Consider the following 17,965-nt stretch of genomic DNA (forward strand, 5'->3'; position numbering starts at 1 on the left):
GCGTCGCCGATCTGATAAGAAGATCGACACCCGATCCTGCCCGCGGACCCCACGCCAGAACACCGGCGCCAGGAGTATGCTCGAAGTCAGGCTTCGTTCGGGCTCTCGCCATGGATCGTCGTCGCGCCGTCCTGCTGATTCTCGGGCTGGTGGTTTGCCTGGGACTGCTGAGTCGTTGGGTCATGCGCCCCGCCGCAATCACGGACACGCCCGTGGAGCGCCCAAGTCCAGTTATAACGGCCGCCCCACCGCCAGCCGAGCCGCCGGTCGCCGAGGCCGTTCCGCCCGCTGCCGAAACTCCGCCGGTGGCGGCAGCCGTCGCCTTTCGAGGCCGTGTCATCGATGCGGTCAGCCGCCAGCCGGTGCGTGAGTTCGAACTGGAATTCCTGCCGCACTTTCGGCCCGGCTCGCCAGTACCGACAGCCCAATCGTACCGAACCAAAGATGGACGCTTCGAAGTTCGGGGACTGCCGGACGGTGTCTGGACCATCCACACGACGGCCCGCGGCTATCAGCGTTTCGAGCTGGCCGGCTTGAACGTTTCCAGCAGCAAGGCGATGGAGGAGCTATCGATCCCGATGCGAGCGGGGCTGGCATTGCGGGGTCGGGTCTTCGATGAAACGACGAACGAAGGCGTGGGCGCCGCGAAGATCAGCTTCCGTGAGGCGCACGTGGCACGCTTTGAAGGCAACTTCCGCAATCGGCCTGCAACGACCTCCAAGGCCGATGGCTCATTTTTCCTCGACGGCGTTACCCCCGGCGCGGTGCGAGTCGAGATCGTCGCGCAAAACTATGTCTCGCGGGAGCTCGACGTCTTCGTCAGTCCGAAAGCCGCACCTCTGGAAGTGGCCTTATCGACGGGCGGCACGATCTCCGGCTACCTTGCGGGCACCGACGGCATTACGCCCGTGGCCGGTTTTGCCAGCCTCCGACACCTGGACGAAAACAGCACCAACGGGCGTCAATCCAGCAGCGCCGGAGAATTCACATTCAATCGCCTGACCGCCGGCCCGTATGAGCTCGTCGGCCGCGGCGGATCGTTGAGCGGCAAGCGGGAGATCACGCTATCTCACAATGAGCGGCTCGCCGGTGTCATCTTGGCGATGCACGGGAATCACAACATCAGCGGGGTCGTCTCCGGCGTGCGGCCCGAAGAGCTCCAGCGCGTGAATGTGTTTCTGTTTCGCGAAGGCGGACAGGACGTACATTCGCCGCAGTCCACCGTGGATGCCAACGGAGCTTACGCGCTCACCGGCGTCTCGCCCGGCCCGGTGCGGATCGTTGCCAGCATCGGCACGGGCCGGAAGGTCACCAAGGTCGTAGAAATGCCTGACGGCAGCGACCTCGTCGTGAACCTCGAATTCAAACGCGGCTTCAGTTTGACGGGTCGGATCACGCGCGGCGGCAAGCCGCTGTCCGGAGCGGCGGTCGAGCCGAACTCACTGACAGCGGGCCCAGGGGAGTTTCTTACGCAGGGCGCCGTCACATCGGCGGACGGCGACTATGCTCTAGGGGACCTGCCGGACGGTGAATATTCCCTCATCGTTGGGTATTCGTATCTCACTGCGTCGGTGCAAGTCTCCAAAGATACGGTGTTCGACGTCGACATACCCGACTCGCAACTGGCCGGTCGAGTGCTCGAAGAGGGCGGCAAAGTCCCCGTGGTCGGCGCCGTCGTGGGCCTCATTCCGGCGCAGCCTGGCGGCAATGGGCGAAGGAACTGGACCGGCGGCACCTCCGATCATTTCGGGCAATTCTCCGTGCTTGGCCTGCAACCGGGGGATTTCCTGCTGACGGTGTACAAGCCCGGCTTCGAGTTGTATCGCGTACCGTTCGCTTATGGCTCCCCGATCTCGGACATGGTGATTCCCCTGCGCCGCGGTCGAGGCGTGGAGGTGCGGGTGCGGGATGCGGAGACTGGCAAGACGCTGAGCACGGCGCGCGCCCTCGAATTTCTCCGAGGCTGGACCGGCATCGTCGTGCATCTGAGTCCAGACCAGAACGGCGTGAGCTATCTGCCGAGCGGGCTCGCGGGCAGCTCGCTGAGATTCAGCGCCAACGGTTACGCCTCGAACCTCATCAACGACTGGAATGGCGAGCAGCTGGACGTGAGCTTGCAACGACAGTCCACGCCGTGAGCCGCGTCAGCCCGCTTTCAATACAAAACGCTTGCTGACTCCCGTCGTGGCCGACGGCGAGATCCAAACATCGAATTCGCCGGGCTCGGCGACGAACTGCATCTGTGAGTTGTAGAACGCGAGCTCCCGACGGGTCAGCGTGAACTGCACTTCGGTCGATGCGCCCGGCGGCAAGCGGACCTTCTTGAATCCCTTCAACTCCCGAATCGGCCGCGTCATGCTCGCCGCGCGATCGCGAATGTAGAGCTGAGCGACTTCCTCGGCCTCGCGCTCGCCGATGTTCGCGATCCTGGCGGTGATCGTCAGAGTCGCGTCCCATGCCAGCGACTCGGTGCTGAGCTTCGGCAGTCCGTACTCGAATCGTGAGTAAGTGAGCCCATGGCCGAACGCATACAGCGCCTCGTTGGATACTTCGCGATAACGCGCTTTGAACGCGGGCCCTTCGTCGCCTTGCGGCCGGCCCGTCGTGCGTCGGTTGTAAAAATACGGCTGCTGCCCCGAATCCTGCGGGAAGCTCACCGGCAACCGGCCGCTCGGGCTGAAGTCACCGAACAGCACATCGGCGATCGCGCTACCCGTCTCCGTGCCGAGGAACCACGTCGCAACGATCGCCTGCGCATTGCGCACAGCGCCCTCGAGCGCGAGCGCTCGGCCATTTCGTAACAGCACGACCAGCGGCTTGCCGACTTTCGCGACAGCTTCGACCAAGCGCTGCTGAGGCGGAGGCACGATGATCTGCGTCCTCGACTGCGCTTCGCCCGACATGTCCTGCCCCTCGCCAATCGCGAGCACGACCACGTCAGCTGCGCGTGCCGCAGCGACAGCGGCATCGATACCACCCTCGATCGGCTTCTCGATCATCGAGCCGAGCGTCACGGTCAACAGCGACTTATCCGCCAGCGCCGCGCGCATGCCCTGCTCGACACTGACATCGTGATCGGGCCTGGCCCACGGCGCCCACGGCCCGGCGAGATTCAACGTATCGTTGGCGAAAGGACCGATGAGCGCGATCTTCTTGCCCGCCTTGGGCAGCGGCAGCAGATTGTCTTCGTTCTTCAGCAGCACGATGGACGCACGCGCACTCTCGCGAGCGGTGGCGCGCAGCTGCGGGGTCATCGTGTTCTGCTTCTCGACTTCAGGATTGAGCGAGCGATACGGATTATCGAAGAGGCCGAGCAAATACTTGGTGCGCAGAACGCGTCGCACCGATTCGTCGACGACCGCCATCGGCAGATCGCCGCTCCTCACCAGATCGGGCAAATAAAGATTGTAGAGATCGCTTTGCATGCTGATGTCGACGCCCGCCAGGATGGCGAGCCTGGTCGCTTCTCGATCGTCCTTGGCGACCCCATGCTTCACCAGCTCCATGTCGGCCGTATAGTCGGAAACCACCATGCCGCGGAATTTCCATTGTTCGCGCAGCAGCCCGGTCATCAGCTCGCGATTGGCCGACATCGGCACGCCGTTGATGTCGTTGAACGAGCTCATCGTGGACAGCGCGCCCGCATCGAACGCAGCTTTGAACGGCGGCAGGTAGACCTCGTGCAAGGTCTGCTCGGACAGCTCGACGGTGTTGTAATCCATGCCGCCCATGGCCGCGCCGTACGCGACGAAATGTTTGGGACACGCCAGCAGGCTGTCCTCGTCGGTGAGGCTCTTGCCTTGGAATCCTCGCACCCGTGCGGCAGCCAGCGCCGAGCCCAAGTAAGGATCCTCGCCCGAACCCTCCGCAACCCGGCCCCAGCGTTGATCGCGACCGATGTCCACCATCGGCGCAAATGTCCAGTGCACTCCGTTGGCGGTCGATTCGATGGCTGCGGCGCGAGCCGTGCGCTCGGCCAGCTGGGGATCGAAGCTCGCAGCTTCACCCAAAGGAATAGGAAAGACCGTGTAGAGACCGTGCAGAACGTCGGCGCCGAAAATCAGCGGGATCTTCAGCCGCGACTCTTCGACGGCGATTCGCTGAATGGCGCGGCCGCCGGCGGCGCCGAAACCATTGAAGACGCCAATCAACCGGCCCTCGCGCACGCGCTTCGCGAGATTGTCGTCGACCGGCGGGCCGGCTTCGGGATTGATCTGGGTCTTGGACGCCAGACGCGTCATGTCGGAGAAGATGCTGAGCTGACCCGCCTTCTCCTGCAGGGTCATTTTTGCGATCAGCGCTTCGATGTGCTGTTCGGCGCTTTTGCTGAGCGAGCTCGCGCACGCTGCCCGCTCGGCCAGAGCGAGCAGCGTGAGAGACGACGCACCGAGTAGAAATTTCCGACGAGTGAAGGCGCTGGCGGCTGGGCTCATCGAGCCATTATGCCAGCTTCACTCCTTGCGCCGAGCGAGGTAGTGCTACTACGCCAGCTTCACTCCCTGCCCCGCTAGCGGTAGCGAGCGCGTGGGCTTGCCGTCGATCTGTGCCAGCGCGTTTGCCAGCGCCGGCGCAATCACCGGCGTGCCCGGCTCACCCACACCCGTGGGCTTGCTCTTGGACGGCACGATGTGCGTTTCCACCGCCGGCATCTCGTTGATGCGCAGGACCGGGTAATCGTCGAAGTTGCTTTGTTCGACGCGGCCTTCCTTCAACGTCACCGCGCCCATCAGCGCCGCCGACAATCCGTAGCCGATGCCCGACTCCATCTGCATGGCGATGATGTTTGGATTGACGGCAATACCGCAGTCCACCGCGCACACCACGCTGACCAGCTTCGGGCCGTTCGGCGTCTTCTTCAGCTTCGCCACCTGGCCGACGACGCTGTTGAAAGACTCGTGCAACGCCAGGCCGTAGATCTCATCGGCGGCGCGCTTCTTCTTCCAACCGGATTTCTCGGCGACCAGGTCGAGCACGGCCAGGTGACGAGGATGTTTCTCCAGCAGCGAGCGACGCAGGGCGTACGGATCCTGCCTGGTCGCGCGCGCGATGTCGTCGAGGAAACATTCGGTGGAGAACGCAGTGTGCGTCGAGCCCACCGAGCGCCACCACAACACCGGCACCTTCGGCTCCGTGGTGTGCAGCTCCACCTGCAGATTCGGAATGTGATACGGCAGGTTCTGCGCGCCTTCCACCGAGGTGAAATCGATCTTGCTCTTGTTGTCGAAGAACGTGCCGCGCGTGATCGACTGGCCGACGATGCGATGCTGCCAGGCGACGATCTTGCCCTGCGCGTCCACACCGGCCTTCAGCCAGTGAACGTACATCGGGCGGTAATACCCGGCCTGCATGTCGTCTTCGCGCGTCCAGACGAGCTTCACCGGATCGGTCGTGCCCATCGCCTTCGCGATCGCCACGGTTTCCACGAGGTAGTCCGACAGCGGATTGGCGCGACGGCCGAAGCTACCGCCGGCATAGAGCTGATTGATCTTCACATCCTTCGGCGCGATGCCCAAGAGCTTCGCGATGTTCATCTGGTCGGCGGTCTGGAACTGCTCGCCGTTCCATACTTCGCACGAGCCCTGGCCGAGCTGCACGACGCAGTTCATCGGCTCCATCGCGGCATGCGCCAAATACGGGAACTCGTAGGTCGCCTCGAAGGTGCGGGCCGCCGAGGCAAACGCCTTCTCGACGTCGCCTTCCTGTTTCGCGATGTCGCCGGGCTGTTGGCTCAGCTCGCGATATTCCTTCAGCATTTCGTCCGTGCTTTGCTTGAACGCGTTCGACTCGTCCCACTCGACGGTCAGCGCGTCGCGACCTTTTTTCGCCGCCCAGAAATCGGTGGCGACGACTGCGACGCCGGCGCGAGCCGGCGTTTCGAAGGCGACCACGGCCTTCACGCCCTTGATCTCTTTCGCCTTGCTGGCATCGAAGCTCTTCACCTTGCCGCCGAAGCGCGGCGCATGAGCCACGACCGCCGTCAGCATGCCCGGCAGCTTGAAATCCTGAGTGAAGGTCGCCTTGCCGGTCGACTTCGCTTTGCTGTCGACACGCGGCGCACTCTTGCCGATACGGTTGTAAGCCGAGGGATCCTTCGGCTTCACCTCGGTCGGCACCGGCAGCTTCGCGGCGTCCGCCACCAGCTCACCGAAGCGTGCCGACTTGCCGGACTTGTGCTGAACGACACCCGACGCAATCGTGATCTCGCTGGCAGGCACGCTCCAACGATTGGCCGCCGCCGTCACCAACATGGCGCGCGCTGTGGCGCCCGCCTTCTTCAACTGCTCGTATGAATTCGCGATCGCGGTGCTGCCACCGGTGCCCTGGAACGGGCCGAACGCGAGATTGTTATAAAGCTTCGCGTCGGCGGGCGCGCCCTCGACCCGGATCTGATTCCAGTCGGCGTCGAGCTCTTCGGCAACGATAGTCGCCAGGCCCGTGTAGGCGCCCTGCCCCATCTCGACGTGCTTGGACAGGACCGTCACCGTGCTGTCCTGGTCGATGCGCACGAATGCATTCGGCACGAACGTGCCGGCCTTCGTCGCATCCGTTGCATTGGCTTGCGCGCCAGCCGCGGGCAGCCACATGGCGACCGTCAACACGGCGCCGCCTTTCAGCACGTCACGACGAGTTGCGTGAACCGCTGCGTCTTGTTCGATTGCGCTCATGTTGCTCTCCTCAGGTCGTCAACGAGCCGGCGGCACGCTTGATCGCGGCGCGAATGCGCACGTACGTGGCGCAACGACATACATTGCCGGACATCGCTGCATCGATATCCGCATCGGTGGGCTTCTTGTTGGTGGCGAGCAGGGCGGTCGCGCTCATGATCTGTCCCGACTGGCAGTAACCACACTGCGGTACATCTTCGGCGATCCATGCATCCTGCACGGCCTTGCCGACCTTCGACTCCCCAACGGCTTCGATGGTCGTGATCTTGCTCGATGCCACCGCCGATACCGGCAACACACAACTGCGCGTGGCATTGCCATCGATGTGCACGGTGCAGGCTCCGCACAGCGCTTTGCCACAGCCGAACTTGCTGCCGGTCATGCCGAGATGATCGCGCAACACCCACAGCAACGGTGTATCGGGCTCGGCGTCGGTCTGGACCTTCTGGCCATTGATATCGAGCGTGATCATGGAAGACCTCGGTTGCGGGTGGCTACCTGGAAGCGGGCCCGAATCTTACTCCCGCGCGACTGCGGCCGGGTTGCACAATCCTGCCCGATTCCGCACAGCGCATCGGCGAAAGTCGAGATTCATCAAGACATCGAAGCGCGGCGATCTGACCGATTGCTCCATCCCAACGATGTGCGTAGGCTCGCCCTCCTCTGCCAGATCGAGAGGAACAGCATCGTGCCAATGGATGTCCGCGCCGCCGTCGTGCATGGCCCGAACCAGCCGTTCGTCATGGAAACGCTGCAACTGGACGGACCGCGCGAAGGCGAAGTCCTGGTGCACATCAAGACCACCGGTCTGTGCCATTCCGATCTGCACGTCTACGAAGGCAAACTGCCTTGGGCGTTTCCTGCGCTGCTCGGCCACGAGGCCGCGGGCGTCGTCGTGGAGTGCGGCCCCGGTGTCACCAAGTTCAAGCCGGGCGACCACGTCATTCCATTTTTGATTCCTCACTGCGAAAAGTGCGGCTACTGTCATTCCAGCAAGACCAACCTGTGCGTCGAAGCGTTCTCGCGCTTGAAACCGGGCGAGTCGCGCTTCTCCCTGAACGGCAAACCGGTGACGCAGCTGTGGGGGCTCGGCACCTTCGCGGACTACTCGGTGCTGCCCGTGAACATGCTCGCCAAAGTGCGCGATGACGCGCCTTTCGATCCGATCTGTTACATCGGCTGCGGAGCCACCACGGGCTTGGGCGCCGCGTTGTTCGCAGCCAAGGTCGAAGCTGGCAGCACGGTCGTGATCTTCGGGCTCGGCGGCATCGGACTGAACGTCGTGCAAGGCGCTCGCCTGGCCGGCGCGAAGAAAATCATCGGCGTCGATACCAATCCGGCCAAGGAAGCGATCGCACGCCAGTTCGGCGCGACCGACTTCGTCAATCCCAAGAGCGTCGAGAAGCTCACCAGTCATTTGATGAAGCTGACCGCGGGCGGCGCGGACTACACCTTCGAATGCATCGGCAATCCGCAGGTCATGCGCCAGGCGTTCGAATGCACCAATCCGGCATGGGGCACGAGCTATGTGGTCGGTGTCGCTCCGCAGGGCGCGGAAGTCACGTCGTATCCGGGCCACCTGATGATGGGCCGGCACTGGACCGGCTGCTACATGGGCGGCGCGCGCGTCACCAAGTTGCCGGAGATCGTCGACTGGTACGTCGACAAGAAGATCGACCTGGATTCGCTGGTCACGCATCGGCTCAAGCTCGAGCAGATCAACGAAGGCTTCGAGCTGATGCGCAAAGGCGAATCGATCCGCTCCGTGATCGTGCTCTGAGCTATTCCAGCCACGCGCGCGAGAAATAAAGCTCGCTTGCGCGTGGCGAATTGCTGGTTCGATAAATAATCATCCCCGCAACGTTGCGCAGGTCCAGCTCGCGCGTGCTTGGGCCGGCCGCCACATCCTGCAATGGAATGCGAATGATCTGGCGTGTCCGAGGCGACAGCTCGAAGCGCCGGCTGAATCGATCGGCCGGCTCATCGTTGTGAGCGGCATCGTGCACTCGGAGCACGAGCTGCAGCGCCAGGGATGTCGGATTGGTCAGATCGACGGCCAGCGTCGAATACCCGCTCCAGTCCGGCCGTAGCTCGATGAAATCCAGTCCGGGATAAGCACCGTCGAGCAATTCGACGTGCATCGCCGCTTCGCCCGCTTGGCTCGCCCACGGCGCGGGTAGCTTGGCGGGCGTGAATTCGGCCCACTGCTGCAGGATGAAGTAACGATCGTAGCGCTCGGTGAAGTCCGCCAACACCGGGAAGCGCGCGTCTCTTTGCTGATACTTCATCGCCGCTCGCGTCACCGGGGCAACGGCGACGACGAGCGCCACGATGCCGATCGTCGCAGCGGCAAGTCGAACGGCGCCTGAATGCGCCGACACGCGCACCCGCGAATCGAACGCGGCGAAAATGCCCAGCAGCGCGACCGCACCGATCACGTCATGGAGCGCGTCTTCCAGACTGGCGTCGCGCCCCGAGGGGATTTGTAGCAGCTCGGTCAGGATGCCCAGGATCACCGCCGCCGCCAGCGCCAGCGCATACTGACCCGCCACGCCAACCGCGGCGAGGCGCGGCTGGCCGCGAACGACGAACAACGTCAGCAGCGAAACGCAGCCAAAAATGGGCGCGTGCGCCGAGTTGTGCAATGTCCTGATCCAGCGCGTGTCGCCGGGCACTGGCGCGAACACCACGGCCGCCAGCAAAATGCCGATCACCAGCAGCGCCATCCAGTAAGCGCGCTTCACCGGAGCGATCCGATATCGTGAGCAATCCAGCCAGTCCGCCACCCGCCGTCCCTCGTCACGCCGCCAGCGTGCTCCTGCTGCGTGAACAGCAAGGGGCGATCGAAGTCTTGTTGACGCGTCGACACGAAAACCTCGCGTTCATGGGCGGCATGTGGGTGTTTCCCGGCGGCACGCTGTGCCCCGCCGATACATCGGCGGACTCGCTCGCATTGATTCCCGAGGCTGCGCTCGCCGGCTGTCATCGCCTGCGCGATCTCGAAGGCAATGCGCTGCCGGCGACTACGTGTTTGGGGCTGGCCATCGCGGCGGCTCGCGAGACGTTCGAAGAAACGGGCGTGCTGCTGGCGACGACTGCGGAAGGACACCATTGTGGAAGCGAGCGATTGGCGCGACTGCATGACCGACAGCGCGCAATCGTCTCACAACCCGAGCTGTTTGCCACCTCGCTGCAGGAAGAACGCCTGCAACTGGATGTGCGCCGCCTGGTCTACTGGTCGCACTGGATCACTCCATCGACGGTGCCGAAGCGATTCGACACGCGCTTCTTCCTCGCCAGCTTGCCGCCGGAGCAGAGCGCCACCGTCGATAACATCGAAGCGACGGAGCTGTGCTGGAAGACGCCAGCCTCACTCATCGCAGCTTCCGATGACGGCACGATGACACTTTCGCGGCCGACGCTTTACAACCTGATGGAGCTTGACGCCAGCGTGCGACAACACGTTTCGCTGAACGCAATCTTCGCCGCTGAAATGCAGCGCGAGGTCGTGCCGGTGTTGCCCAAGATACGCAAAGCCGAACGTATGATCGTCATGCCGTGGGACGCCGAATATCACATGTTGAGCAGCGACGGCGTGTCGCGAGATATTTCTTATCCGCAGCGCTTGCGCTCGCTGCCATCGCGCACGACGAGCGAGCGTTGACACAACAAAATATATGAATGCATGTCCCTTGGCGCCAGACTAGAGTCCTCCGGCACGGACAGCATAAGCACGATCGCTTTCGATCGTGCCGTGAGGTCAGGGAAGCTCACCAGGAGGTTTAGCAGGATGTCTCGACGGCAACGGCTCCATGTTGCGGGCGGTACGTATTACGTCGTTCAACATGGCAACACACATCATCCGATCTTTTCTCAACCCGAGGACTACGCGCTGTTCGAGCGCTTGCTCGCGACCGGTCTGCGTCGCACCAATGCCCGCGTGCACGGCTATTGCTGGACACCGCAAGCCATTCATCTGATCTTGCAGATCGACGAAATCTCAGTGGGCCGCATCATGCAGGGTCTCACCAGTCGCTACGCACGCAGCATGCATCGTCGCATCGGCGAATCCGGACATTTCTTCCGGCAGCGCTATAAAGCGGTCTTGATCGATCCGAAACATTACCTGCTCAAGCTGCTGCACTACCTGCATCACATTCCGGTATTGGGCGGGCTGGCGGAGCATTCCGGTGCGGCTGAACACACCAGCCATGGCACGTATCTACGCCAGTCCGCCACCCCTTGGCTGACGACGCGCACCGCGTTACGGCTGCTCGAGCTCAAAGACGGCGGCACCGAGTACGAAGCCTTCATGGCTCGTTGCCCCGAACCCGAAGACGTCGTGCAGTTCGAGCGCGTCGGCTCGAACGATCTGCGCGTCATCGGCAGCACCGAGTTCCTCGAGAACCTGCCTCGCAACTCGCGCACCTATCGCAGCAAGGCGTCGCTCGATCAGATCATTCACACCGTCACCTGTCGCATGGGTGTGGAACGCGACCTGGTGCTGTCGAACTCGCGTCAGCGCGAGTTCACCTTGGTGCGTGCGTTGATCGCGTGGTACGCGACAGAACGTGGTGTAGCGACATTGAGTGAGGTGGCGCGCTGCCTGCGTCGCGATCCATCGACCTTGTCGATGGCGATCAGCCGATATCGCACGCGCCGGCCGGAGCTGTTCAAGATCACGGCCATGCACGACATCTCACCGCTGGTGCCGATCGGCGGCAGCGTCAAGGTTCACTATTGGGATGGCGCCGCCGAAGCCCGAGACGGCGACGACGAGGACCGGCAGGCAATCTAGGGAGCATCGGGGAGATGGGGCGGTAACCTGAAGAATGGGGCGTTGCTGTGTTCGGCAACGCCCCGGCTGGCGTCGCCGTCACGCTTTGCGCACGCGGGAGGAACGGCCTCTATCCTTGAGCTGCCGATGTCGGCAGTTCCTCCCGCTGCGAGACGTTGCGCGAGCGCTGTGGCCGCCAGCACGGCGCCGCTCGCAACAGTGGCAAGCGCCAGCCGCAGTCGTCGCTTCGCAGGCTCCTCGGCAGCCGGCCAGAAAAGCTGCAATACCTCGCGCATGGCTTGCAGTAGCTGGCAGATTCCCTTCGATGCGCTCTGAGCTCGACCATGGTCACCCTCCCGGGCCGACCATGCCACAGCGGTTCGGTCCTGGCAGGCGCGCGCGGCTAGTGCCTCGACAATCGCGGCAATCGAGTCAGTGACAGGCGATGTGCTTTTTGCTTCGCGTGCGGGTTGTTACTTAAAAGGAAACGGCAGAAAGATCGCCGGTTCACGGTATTTCGTAGATATATTTGGCCGTCCGCCCACAGGTATATTGACGTCGGCACGCAAACCTTGCAGCGTTAGCAACGCAGGAGGACTGTTGCTTCATCGAGGGAAAGATCATGACGGACAAGCAAGACGGAACGGAGATCGAATTGCTCGATCTCGGCGATGCGACGATCGAAACCAAGCAGTACGGGACGTATCCGATAATGTTCGACTCGATATATCTGCTGGGGGAAAGACATCCTTGATAGGCCATCCCTCAAGGAGATCTTGAGTCATTTTGCATTGACGGATAGGGCTCGCACCGCGAGCCCTATTTAGACAAAGAACCGGGCGATAGTAGATCGATCTTTCTGGGACGTTTTGGCAGTCTGGCCATGCACACTGAAAAAGCGTACTGGCTGCCGTCGCACGTGCGGGCGTGCTCGACAGCAACTGGCACTGTGTTACTGGACCTGCAGCGCAATCGCTATTTCGGCGTCGGCCGGAATGAAACCATCGCGCTCCGCTCGCTCGCAGGCAACTGGCAGAGCCTCGCCGCCGCTCCAGCCACTTTCGCCAGCGACGGCGAATCACTACCCATCCAGGAAGCCGTCAACATCGCGGACAAGCTGGTTCAGGCGGGGCTGCTCAGCAACAGTGCTCCCGCGCCCGCCGCATTCACGATCGCGCAAGTGGACTTGCAGAGCCTGCTCACCAGTGTCGGCCACGAGCTCGATCGAAAATCGGCGATTCGCTGGCGCCACATCGTCAGCTTTCTGCGCGCATGCACCTGGGCGCGCCGCTCAGTGCGATCGCGAACTTTGTTTCTGGTGGCCGAGGACATCGGCAGGCAGAAGAACATCGCCGGCGCGCCGTTCGACAACGAGCGCGCAGTAGACCTGGTCGGCATCTTTCGCCGGCTACGCCCGCACACCTTCGCGGCGCGCGATCAATGTTTGTTTCATGCATTGGCGTTAGTACGTTTTCTGGCCTATTACGACGTGTACCCGACGTGGGTGATCGGCGTGCGCACCAAGCCATGGGCGGCACACAGCTGGGTACAGCAAGGGACACTGCTCCTCGACGCCAATCCGGAACAGGTTTGCGAGTACACGCCGATCCTTGCGATCTGAAACGCGCGAAGGAGCGTGGCGATGTTTCGATATCTCGGGATGGTGTGGGACGACACGAGCCCGCAACAACAACAAGAAGCCCAGCGGATCGCCCAGCGCCTGCGCGAGCTCTCGCCGGCCTGGCGACTGGAGTTTTCTGCGCCCGGGATGCAGGTGTTTTGCGCGGGCGCACGCGATCCAGCGCTCCAGCTGCATCGGGTCGGCGACCAGGGCGGCATCGTCATCGGCACGCTGTTGGCGCGCAGCCGGGATTTGTTTTCTCCGGCGCCCGCCGAGCAGTTGCGCTTCGACGCTGCGCACAGTCAGCGCTTTGTGCAGAGTCGTGGCCAATGGCTGATAGATCACGCCTGGGGCGACTATGTCGCGTTCGGCCACGACGCCGGCGGTGGTCATAAATGGGTGCTGAAGGACCCGACGGGATTGCTGCCCTGTCTGCACACCGAGTTTCGTGGCGTGAGCATTTTCTTTTCACGCATCGCGGACTGCCTCGATCTGCAACTGCGCTTTACCGTCAACGAAGTCTTCCTGCGCTCGCTGATGATGATCGAAGCCACCTTCCAGGACGCACCGTCGCTCAATGAAGCGTCGCCGGTGCGCCGAGGCGAGTGCATGGAGTTCAAGCGCGACCACTCGGGCTGGCACAGGAGTCGCAAGCTGTACTGGACGCCGGTCGCTTACACCGGCGCCGAGGATCTCATCGAAGATCCACAAACAGCCGCCCGGGCCATGCACAGTGTGATCAAAGGCGCCACTGCCGGCCTGGCGCGCCTGCATCGTTCCTTGTTATTGAGACTGTCGGGCGGCCTCGACTCCTCGATCATGGCCGGCTGCCTCAAGGGCACGACCGGACGATTCACCGCCTACACTTATTTCAGCCCCGTCGGCCGTTCCGACGAGCGTCCCTGGGCGCGCCTCGCCGCCGCGCACGCCGGCTGCGAGCACATCGAATTTCCGCTCCACGCATTCGACATGGATCTGACGCTCGGATTGCGCATGCCGCCGTCTCCCGAACCCTCGCCGCTGCTTGGCTTCATCCAGCGCAACACGGTCGAGCGGGAGTTGATGGAGCGCACCCAAGCCAGCGCCATCTTCAGCGGCGACGGCGGCGATTCGGGCTTTTGCAGCGACTCAGTGGTCTTTGCGGTGCCGGAGTTCCTGCGGCAGCACGGCGTCACCCCTCGCCTGTTCCGCCTCGCCTCGCAAGTCGCGCTGCTCACCGAAAAGTCCAGCTGGACTGTGCTGACCGGTGCGGTCCGCCGGGTCGTGGCCAAACAGAGCGCCGGCCTGCCGCGCGATCGCGTGCTCGCAGCGAGCCAGTTGGTCAGTCCGGAGATCAAACACGCCTTTCAAGGTCACACCCGCGTTTCGCATCCCTGGTTCCAGGGACAGCGCCGCGTGCCCTGGGACAAGATCCGGCGTATCGGAACGTTGATGATGGCGCCCGATTACTACTCAATGGCAGTGCCTGCCGATGCACCGGTGCCGGAAATCGTCTCGCCGCTGTACTCGCAGCCGGCGATCGAGGTGCTGCTGCGGATTCCAATCCACACTCACTTCCATCGCGGGCGCGATCGGGGTCTCGCGCGAATGGCATTCGCGGCGGACGTGCCGGAACCGATCCTGCGACGTCTGTGGAAAGATCGCGCGCCGGGTTTTCACGATCAGCTGCTCGAACGCGAGCGGCCCTTCCTGAAAGAAACATTGCTGGATGGGGTGCTGGCGCGCAACGGCTTGCTGGATCGGCCGCTGCTCGAGGAAGTGCTCTCGACCGGCCCGACCAAGAACACGGTGTTTCCCGGCGAAATCTTCCGCCACCTGGATTCGGAGCTGTGGGCGCGCCACTGGCTCGGCAACTCGTCAGCGCAGCCGAGTTGAAGCTCAGAATCCTTTGGACAGCCGCAGATAGCTGAAACGGCCGATCAAATCGCCCTGCGACGAATCGAAGCCCGTCGAGAAGCCGATCTCGGAGAACGGCGCCAGCTCATCGAATACGTTCTTCACGCCCAGCTGCAGCGTCAAATCGTCCCACAGCAGATTCGTTCCGATCAGTTCATCCATCGCGAAGCTAGCCTGCACATCCACGACAGTCCGCGAAGGCAAGCGACGACCGGTGAGGCCGGCGCTATCCGCATCCATGTAGCCCGGCAGCCAGTCCACAGTGGTGGACAGCCCGAGACCAGGGCGCTTCCAGCCCAAGCTGCCGACGACGCGCCACCGTGGTATGGATCCCGCGGGATTCGCAATGCCGACGCGATCGACGGCGGGCACCCCGGGCGCCTCGACGCTCGTGAATTCGTCGATCCAGGTCGCCGACACACTCGGCGTGAAATCGCCCCAGCGCGTGCTCAGCTCGTACTTGGCCTCGACGTCGATACCGCTGGTGCTGAGCCGCCCGAAATTCATTCGCGATATGTCCAGCTGCAGCAGCCTGCCCGGCATACCGGCATCGATATCGGCCTGTGTCGGTGTATCGCGCAGGATGCGGTCGTGGAATGCCTCCTCGTTCGCGAGCAGAGACGTGAAATGCAGGAACGTCACGCGATGCTCGGTATGGATCCGCCAGTAGTTCGCCAGCAGCCGCAGGCCAGGCGCCGCGCTCGGCGTGATAACGAAGCCGGTCGTCATCGAGTCGGCTTCGATCGGTCGCAGATCTGGATTGCCACCCGCAACGAATGTCACCGTGCTCAACCCATTGTTACGGGCGGGATCGCGGACCGCTGCATTCGTCACGGTCGTGCGGGGAGCATGCAGCTCGAATATCGATGGTGGACGAAAGCTCGTCCCATAAGAGCCGCGCAACAGGACACCCTCGGCGGGCCGCCACAGCAAGCCGAATTGCGGGTTCAGCGTGCTGCCAAAATCGCTGTAATCGTCGACGCGCGCGGCCAATGTCATCGCCAAGACGTCGCCACGACCCGATGCCGTGGGCCCGATCAGCGGCGCACGCAACTCAGTGAAAGCCGCGCGCACGTCACGGCCGTTATTGACGGGCAATGTCCGGTCGTCATAGACCATTTCTTCATCGCGCCATTCGCCGCCCACCACGGCTTGCACAGCGCCCGTCGGCAATTCGAACAACTCGCCTTGCACGAACGCCGAAAGCTGTCGGCCACGCGACACATGCCTGCTGCGCTCCGGAGCGATCAACGAAGCCAGCAATTCACCGCTGCCCGCGGGCCCATCGACGAATGGATTCAAAGCACGTGCCGGATCTCTTTCCGCGAGCGCCGCGTCGAGGCGTGCGGCACTGAGATCGACAGTACTCAGAGCATCATCCGCTTCGGTGCTGGCGATTGCCGCGACCTCCCATTGCCACCTGGAATTCAGCCCGCCTCGCAGCCCGAACGCACCCCGTATCCAATCCATATCGTGCTCGAAGCGCCCCGGCTCGAGGCCATCGAGAATGAAATCCACCCGCACCGGCTGTTGGAACGGATTGAAAGGATTGTCCGCCGGCACCAGCGCGCCCTGCACTGGGTAAAAGCCTTCCTGCGAGATCACCCGTCGGTTGGTGTAGAGCACTTCGGCGAACGCCATCAGATCCTGCGCCAGATCGAACTCACCGAACACGGCCACGCTCCGCCGCTCCGCTTTCGGAACGATGGAGAGTGTGCTCAACGTGCCGGTGCGATTGCGCAAGCCGGCGGTCGCGACAAAATCCTGCGGCGTGAGGCCGATGCCGCTGCTGCCTACCGGCACCATCGCAAAGGACGACGACAATCCTGGCAGGTTGTCGCCATCCAATGAGCTCACTGTGCCCGGGACGCCCGCTGGAGATCGAAAGTCCAGGCCGCCATAGCGCGTGTAGTCCTGATTGCGCCATAGCTCGCGTTCGGCGCCCAGCAGGAAATCGCGTTGGTAATAGTCGAAGATCACCGAGGACCTCAGCCGCTCGGTCCGGTAGCCGGCGCTGAACGACGCACGCAACAAGTCCGCGCCGCCATTGGCGCCGCCATACTGAACATCGAGGACCGGCTGTGGGATGTCTTTCTTCAGCATCAGATTGATCACACCGCCCATCGCGTCGGCGCCGTAAATGGCCGAAGCGGAATCTGACAGCACTTCGATCCGCTCCACGGCAGCGAGCGGAATGCTGTTCAGATCGAAGGCATTGAGCGCCAGGCTGTTCGTGGTGGGCACGACGCGTCGACCGTTGATGAGGATCAGTGTGGTGTCGCCGCCGACGCCACGCATCTGCGAGTACTCGGCGCCGTTGGTGTAGTAGTGCTGCGCGCGGGTGAATGGCTGCTGCGGCACATAGCGCAGAACATCCGGAATCGACGCCGCGCCCAGATCGTCGATCATCCGGCGAGTGAACACCTGCACCGGCGCGGGCCCTTCGCCATTGCGATCGATGCGCGAGCCGATGACGATCACTTCGTCGACGCGCTCGACCTCGGGCTTGCCGATGATCGCGTTCGAGCCCGCGCGCCCGATCACAGTCAAACTTTCCTCTGGCGGTCGCTGCTGCTTGCGCAGATAAGGCTGCCCCTCAGCCAGCCGGCTTCGATCTTGATCGGAGCCGCTCACGCCATTGCGAGGCGCGCCGAGCAGCGACGGCGCCATGACGACGAGCGAGCGCTCGTTGGTTCGCCGATAGGTCAGCCCGCTTTCCGCCAGCAATCGGGTCAGCGCGATTTCCGCGGTGAACTTGCCCCGCAGCGGCCCTACGAGCCGGGCCTGGTCGGTTTGCGCGTCCGGCCAGAAGCTGATCAGCAGGCCGGTTTGTGTGGTGAATTCTTTCAACGCCTCGATGATGGGCAGGCGTGGAATATCGAGCGCGTATTCCTGTGCGGCAGGCGCCTGTTCGCGGGCGTGTTGAGCGAGCGCCGTCTCGGGCCACACACAGCCGGAAAGAACGGCCGCCACGACTCCGGCGATGACCTGTTTCGCGACCATCTT

Annotated in this window: 12 protein-coding genes; 7 read left to right on the forward strand and 5 right to left on the reverse strand. The window is 63.1% G+C overall.

Going from position 1 to position 17,965, the window contains the following annotated elements:
- Positions 1-110: 110 nt before the first annotated feature.
- Positions 111-2,138 carry a peptidase associated/transthyretin-like domain-containing protein gene (locus GYH35_RS29610; RefSeq protein WP_161830289.1) on the forward strand — a complete coding sequence of 676 codons (2,028 nt, stop codon included), beginning with the start codon at positions 111-113 and terminating at the stop codon, positions 2,136-2,138.
- A 6-nt stretch (positions 2,139-2,144) separates the two neighbouring features.
- Here the strand turns inward: GYH35_RS29610 and bglX are convergent, their stop codons facing one another.
- Genes bglX through GYH35_RS29625 form a run of 3 tightly spaced genes read right to left on the reverse strand, consistent with a single transcriptional unit; the run spans position 2,145 to position 7,137 of the window.
- Entirely contained in the window at positions 2,145-4,433 is a 2,289-nt protein-coding gene (bglX, locus tag GYH35_RS29615) for a beta-glucosidase BglX (RefSeq protein ID WP_161816169.1), read from the reverse strand.
- 48 nt (positions 4,434-4,481) lie between these two features.
- Entirely contained in the window at positions 4,482-6,665 is a 2,184-nt protein-coding gene (locus GYH35_RS29620) for a xanthine dehydrogenase family protein molybdopterin-binding subunit (protein ID WP_161830290.1), read from the reverse strand.
- Between the two features lie 10 nt (positions 6,666-6,675).
- Complete coding sequence (locus GYH35_RS29625; RefSeq protein WP_161816171.1) at positions 6,676-7,137, reverse strand: (2Fe-2S)-binding protein; 462 nt, start codon at positions 7,135-7,137, stop codon at positions 6,676-6,678.
- A gap of 222 nt (positions 7,138-7,359) precedes the next feature.
- On the opposite strand from GYH35_RS29625, the gene GYH35_RS29630 reads away from it, so the two are divergent.
- Positions 7,360-8,445, forward strand: coding sequence for a zinc-binding dehydrogenase (locus GYH35_RS29630; protein ID WP_161816269.1), 1,086 nt, complete (start codon positions 7,360-7,362; stop codon positions 8,443-8,445).
- 1 nt (position 8,446) lies between these two features.
- On the opposite strand, the gene GYH35_RS29635 is transcribed toward GYH35_RS29630, so the two are convergent.
- Positions 8,447-9,409 (reverse strand): VanZ family protein, encoded by a 963-nt coding sequence (locus GYH35_RS29635; protein WP_161830291.1) that lies wholly within the window; start codon positions 9,407-9,409, stop codon positions 8,447-8,449.
- A gap of 17 nt (positions 9,410-9,426) precedes the next feature.
- Here GYH35_RS29635 and GYH35_RS29640 point away from each other — a divergent pair, with 17 nt between their 5' ends.
- The 5 genes from GYH35_RS29640 (at position 9,427) to GYH35_RS29655 (ending at position 14,938) form a co-directional block, all read left to right on the forward strand.
- Positions 9,427-10,329 carry an NUDIX hydrolase gene (locus tag GYH35_RS29640; protein WP_161816173.1) on the forward strand — a complete coding sequence of 301 codons (903 nt, stop codon included), beginning with the start codon at positions 9,427-9,429 and terminating at the stop codon, positions 10,327-10,329.
- Between the two features lie 126 nt (positions 10,330-10,455).
- Positions 10,456-11,463, forward strand: coding sequence for a transposase (locus GYH35_RS29645; protein ID WP_161816174.1), 1,008 nt, complete (start codon positions 10,456-10,458; stop codon positions 11,461-11,463).
- Positions 11,464-12,064: 601 nt separating this feature from the next.
- On the forward strand, positions 12,065-12,196 hold the full coding sequence (locus GYH35_RS35205) for a hypothetical protein (RefSeq protein ID WP_268894967.1): 132 nt from the start codon (positions 12,065-12,067) through the stop codon (positions 12,194-12,196).
- A gap of 129 nt (positions 12,197-12,325) precedes the next feature.
- Positions 12,326-13,063, forward strand: coding sequence for a lasso peptide biosynthesis B2 protein (locus GYH35_RS29650; protein WP_161830292.1), 738 nt, complete (start codon positions 12,326-12,328; stop codon positions 13,061-13,063).
- A 21-nt stretch (positions 13,064-13,084) separates the two neighbouring features.
- Positions 13,085-14,938: an asparagine synthase-related protein gene (locus tag GYH35_RS29655; RefSeq protein WP_161830293.1), complete on the forward strand. Its 1,854-nt coding sequence runs from the start codon at positions 13,085-13,087 to the stop codon at positions 14,936-14,938.
- Between the two features lie 3 nt (positions 14,939-14,941).
- Here the strand turns inward: GYH35_RS29655 and GYH35_RS29660 are convergent, their stop codons facing one another.
- Positions 14,942-17,962: a TonB-dependent receptor gene (locus tag GYH35_RS29660; protein ID WP_161816177.1), complete on the reverse strand. Its 3,021-nt coding sequence runs from the start codon at positions 17,960-17,962 to the stop codon at positions 14,942-14,944.
- Positions 17,963-17,965: the final 3 nt, after the last annotated feature.

The sequence above is a fragment of the Steroidobacter agaridevorans genome (assembly GCF_009932555.1).
GTDB lineage: Bacteria > Pseudomonadota > Gammaproteobacteria > Steroidobacterales > Steroidobacteraceae > Steroidobacter > Steroidobacter agaridevorans.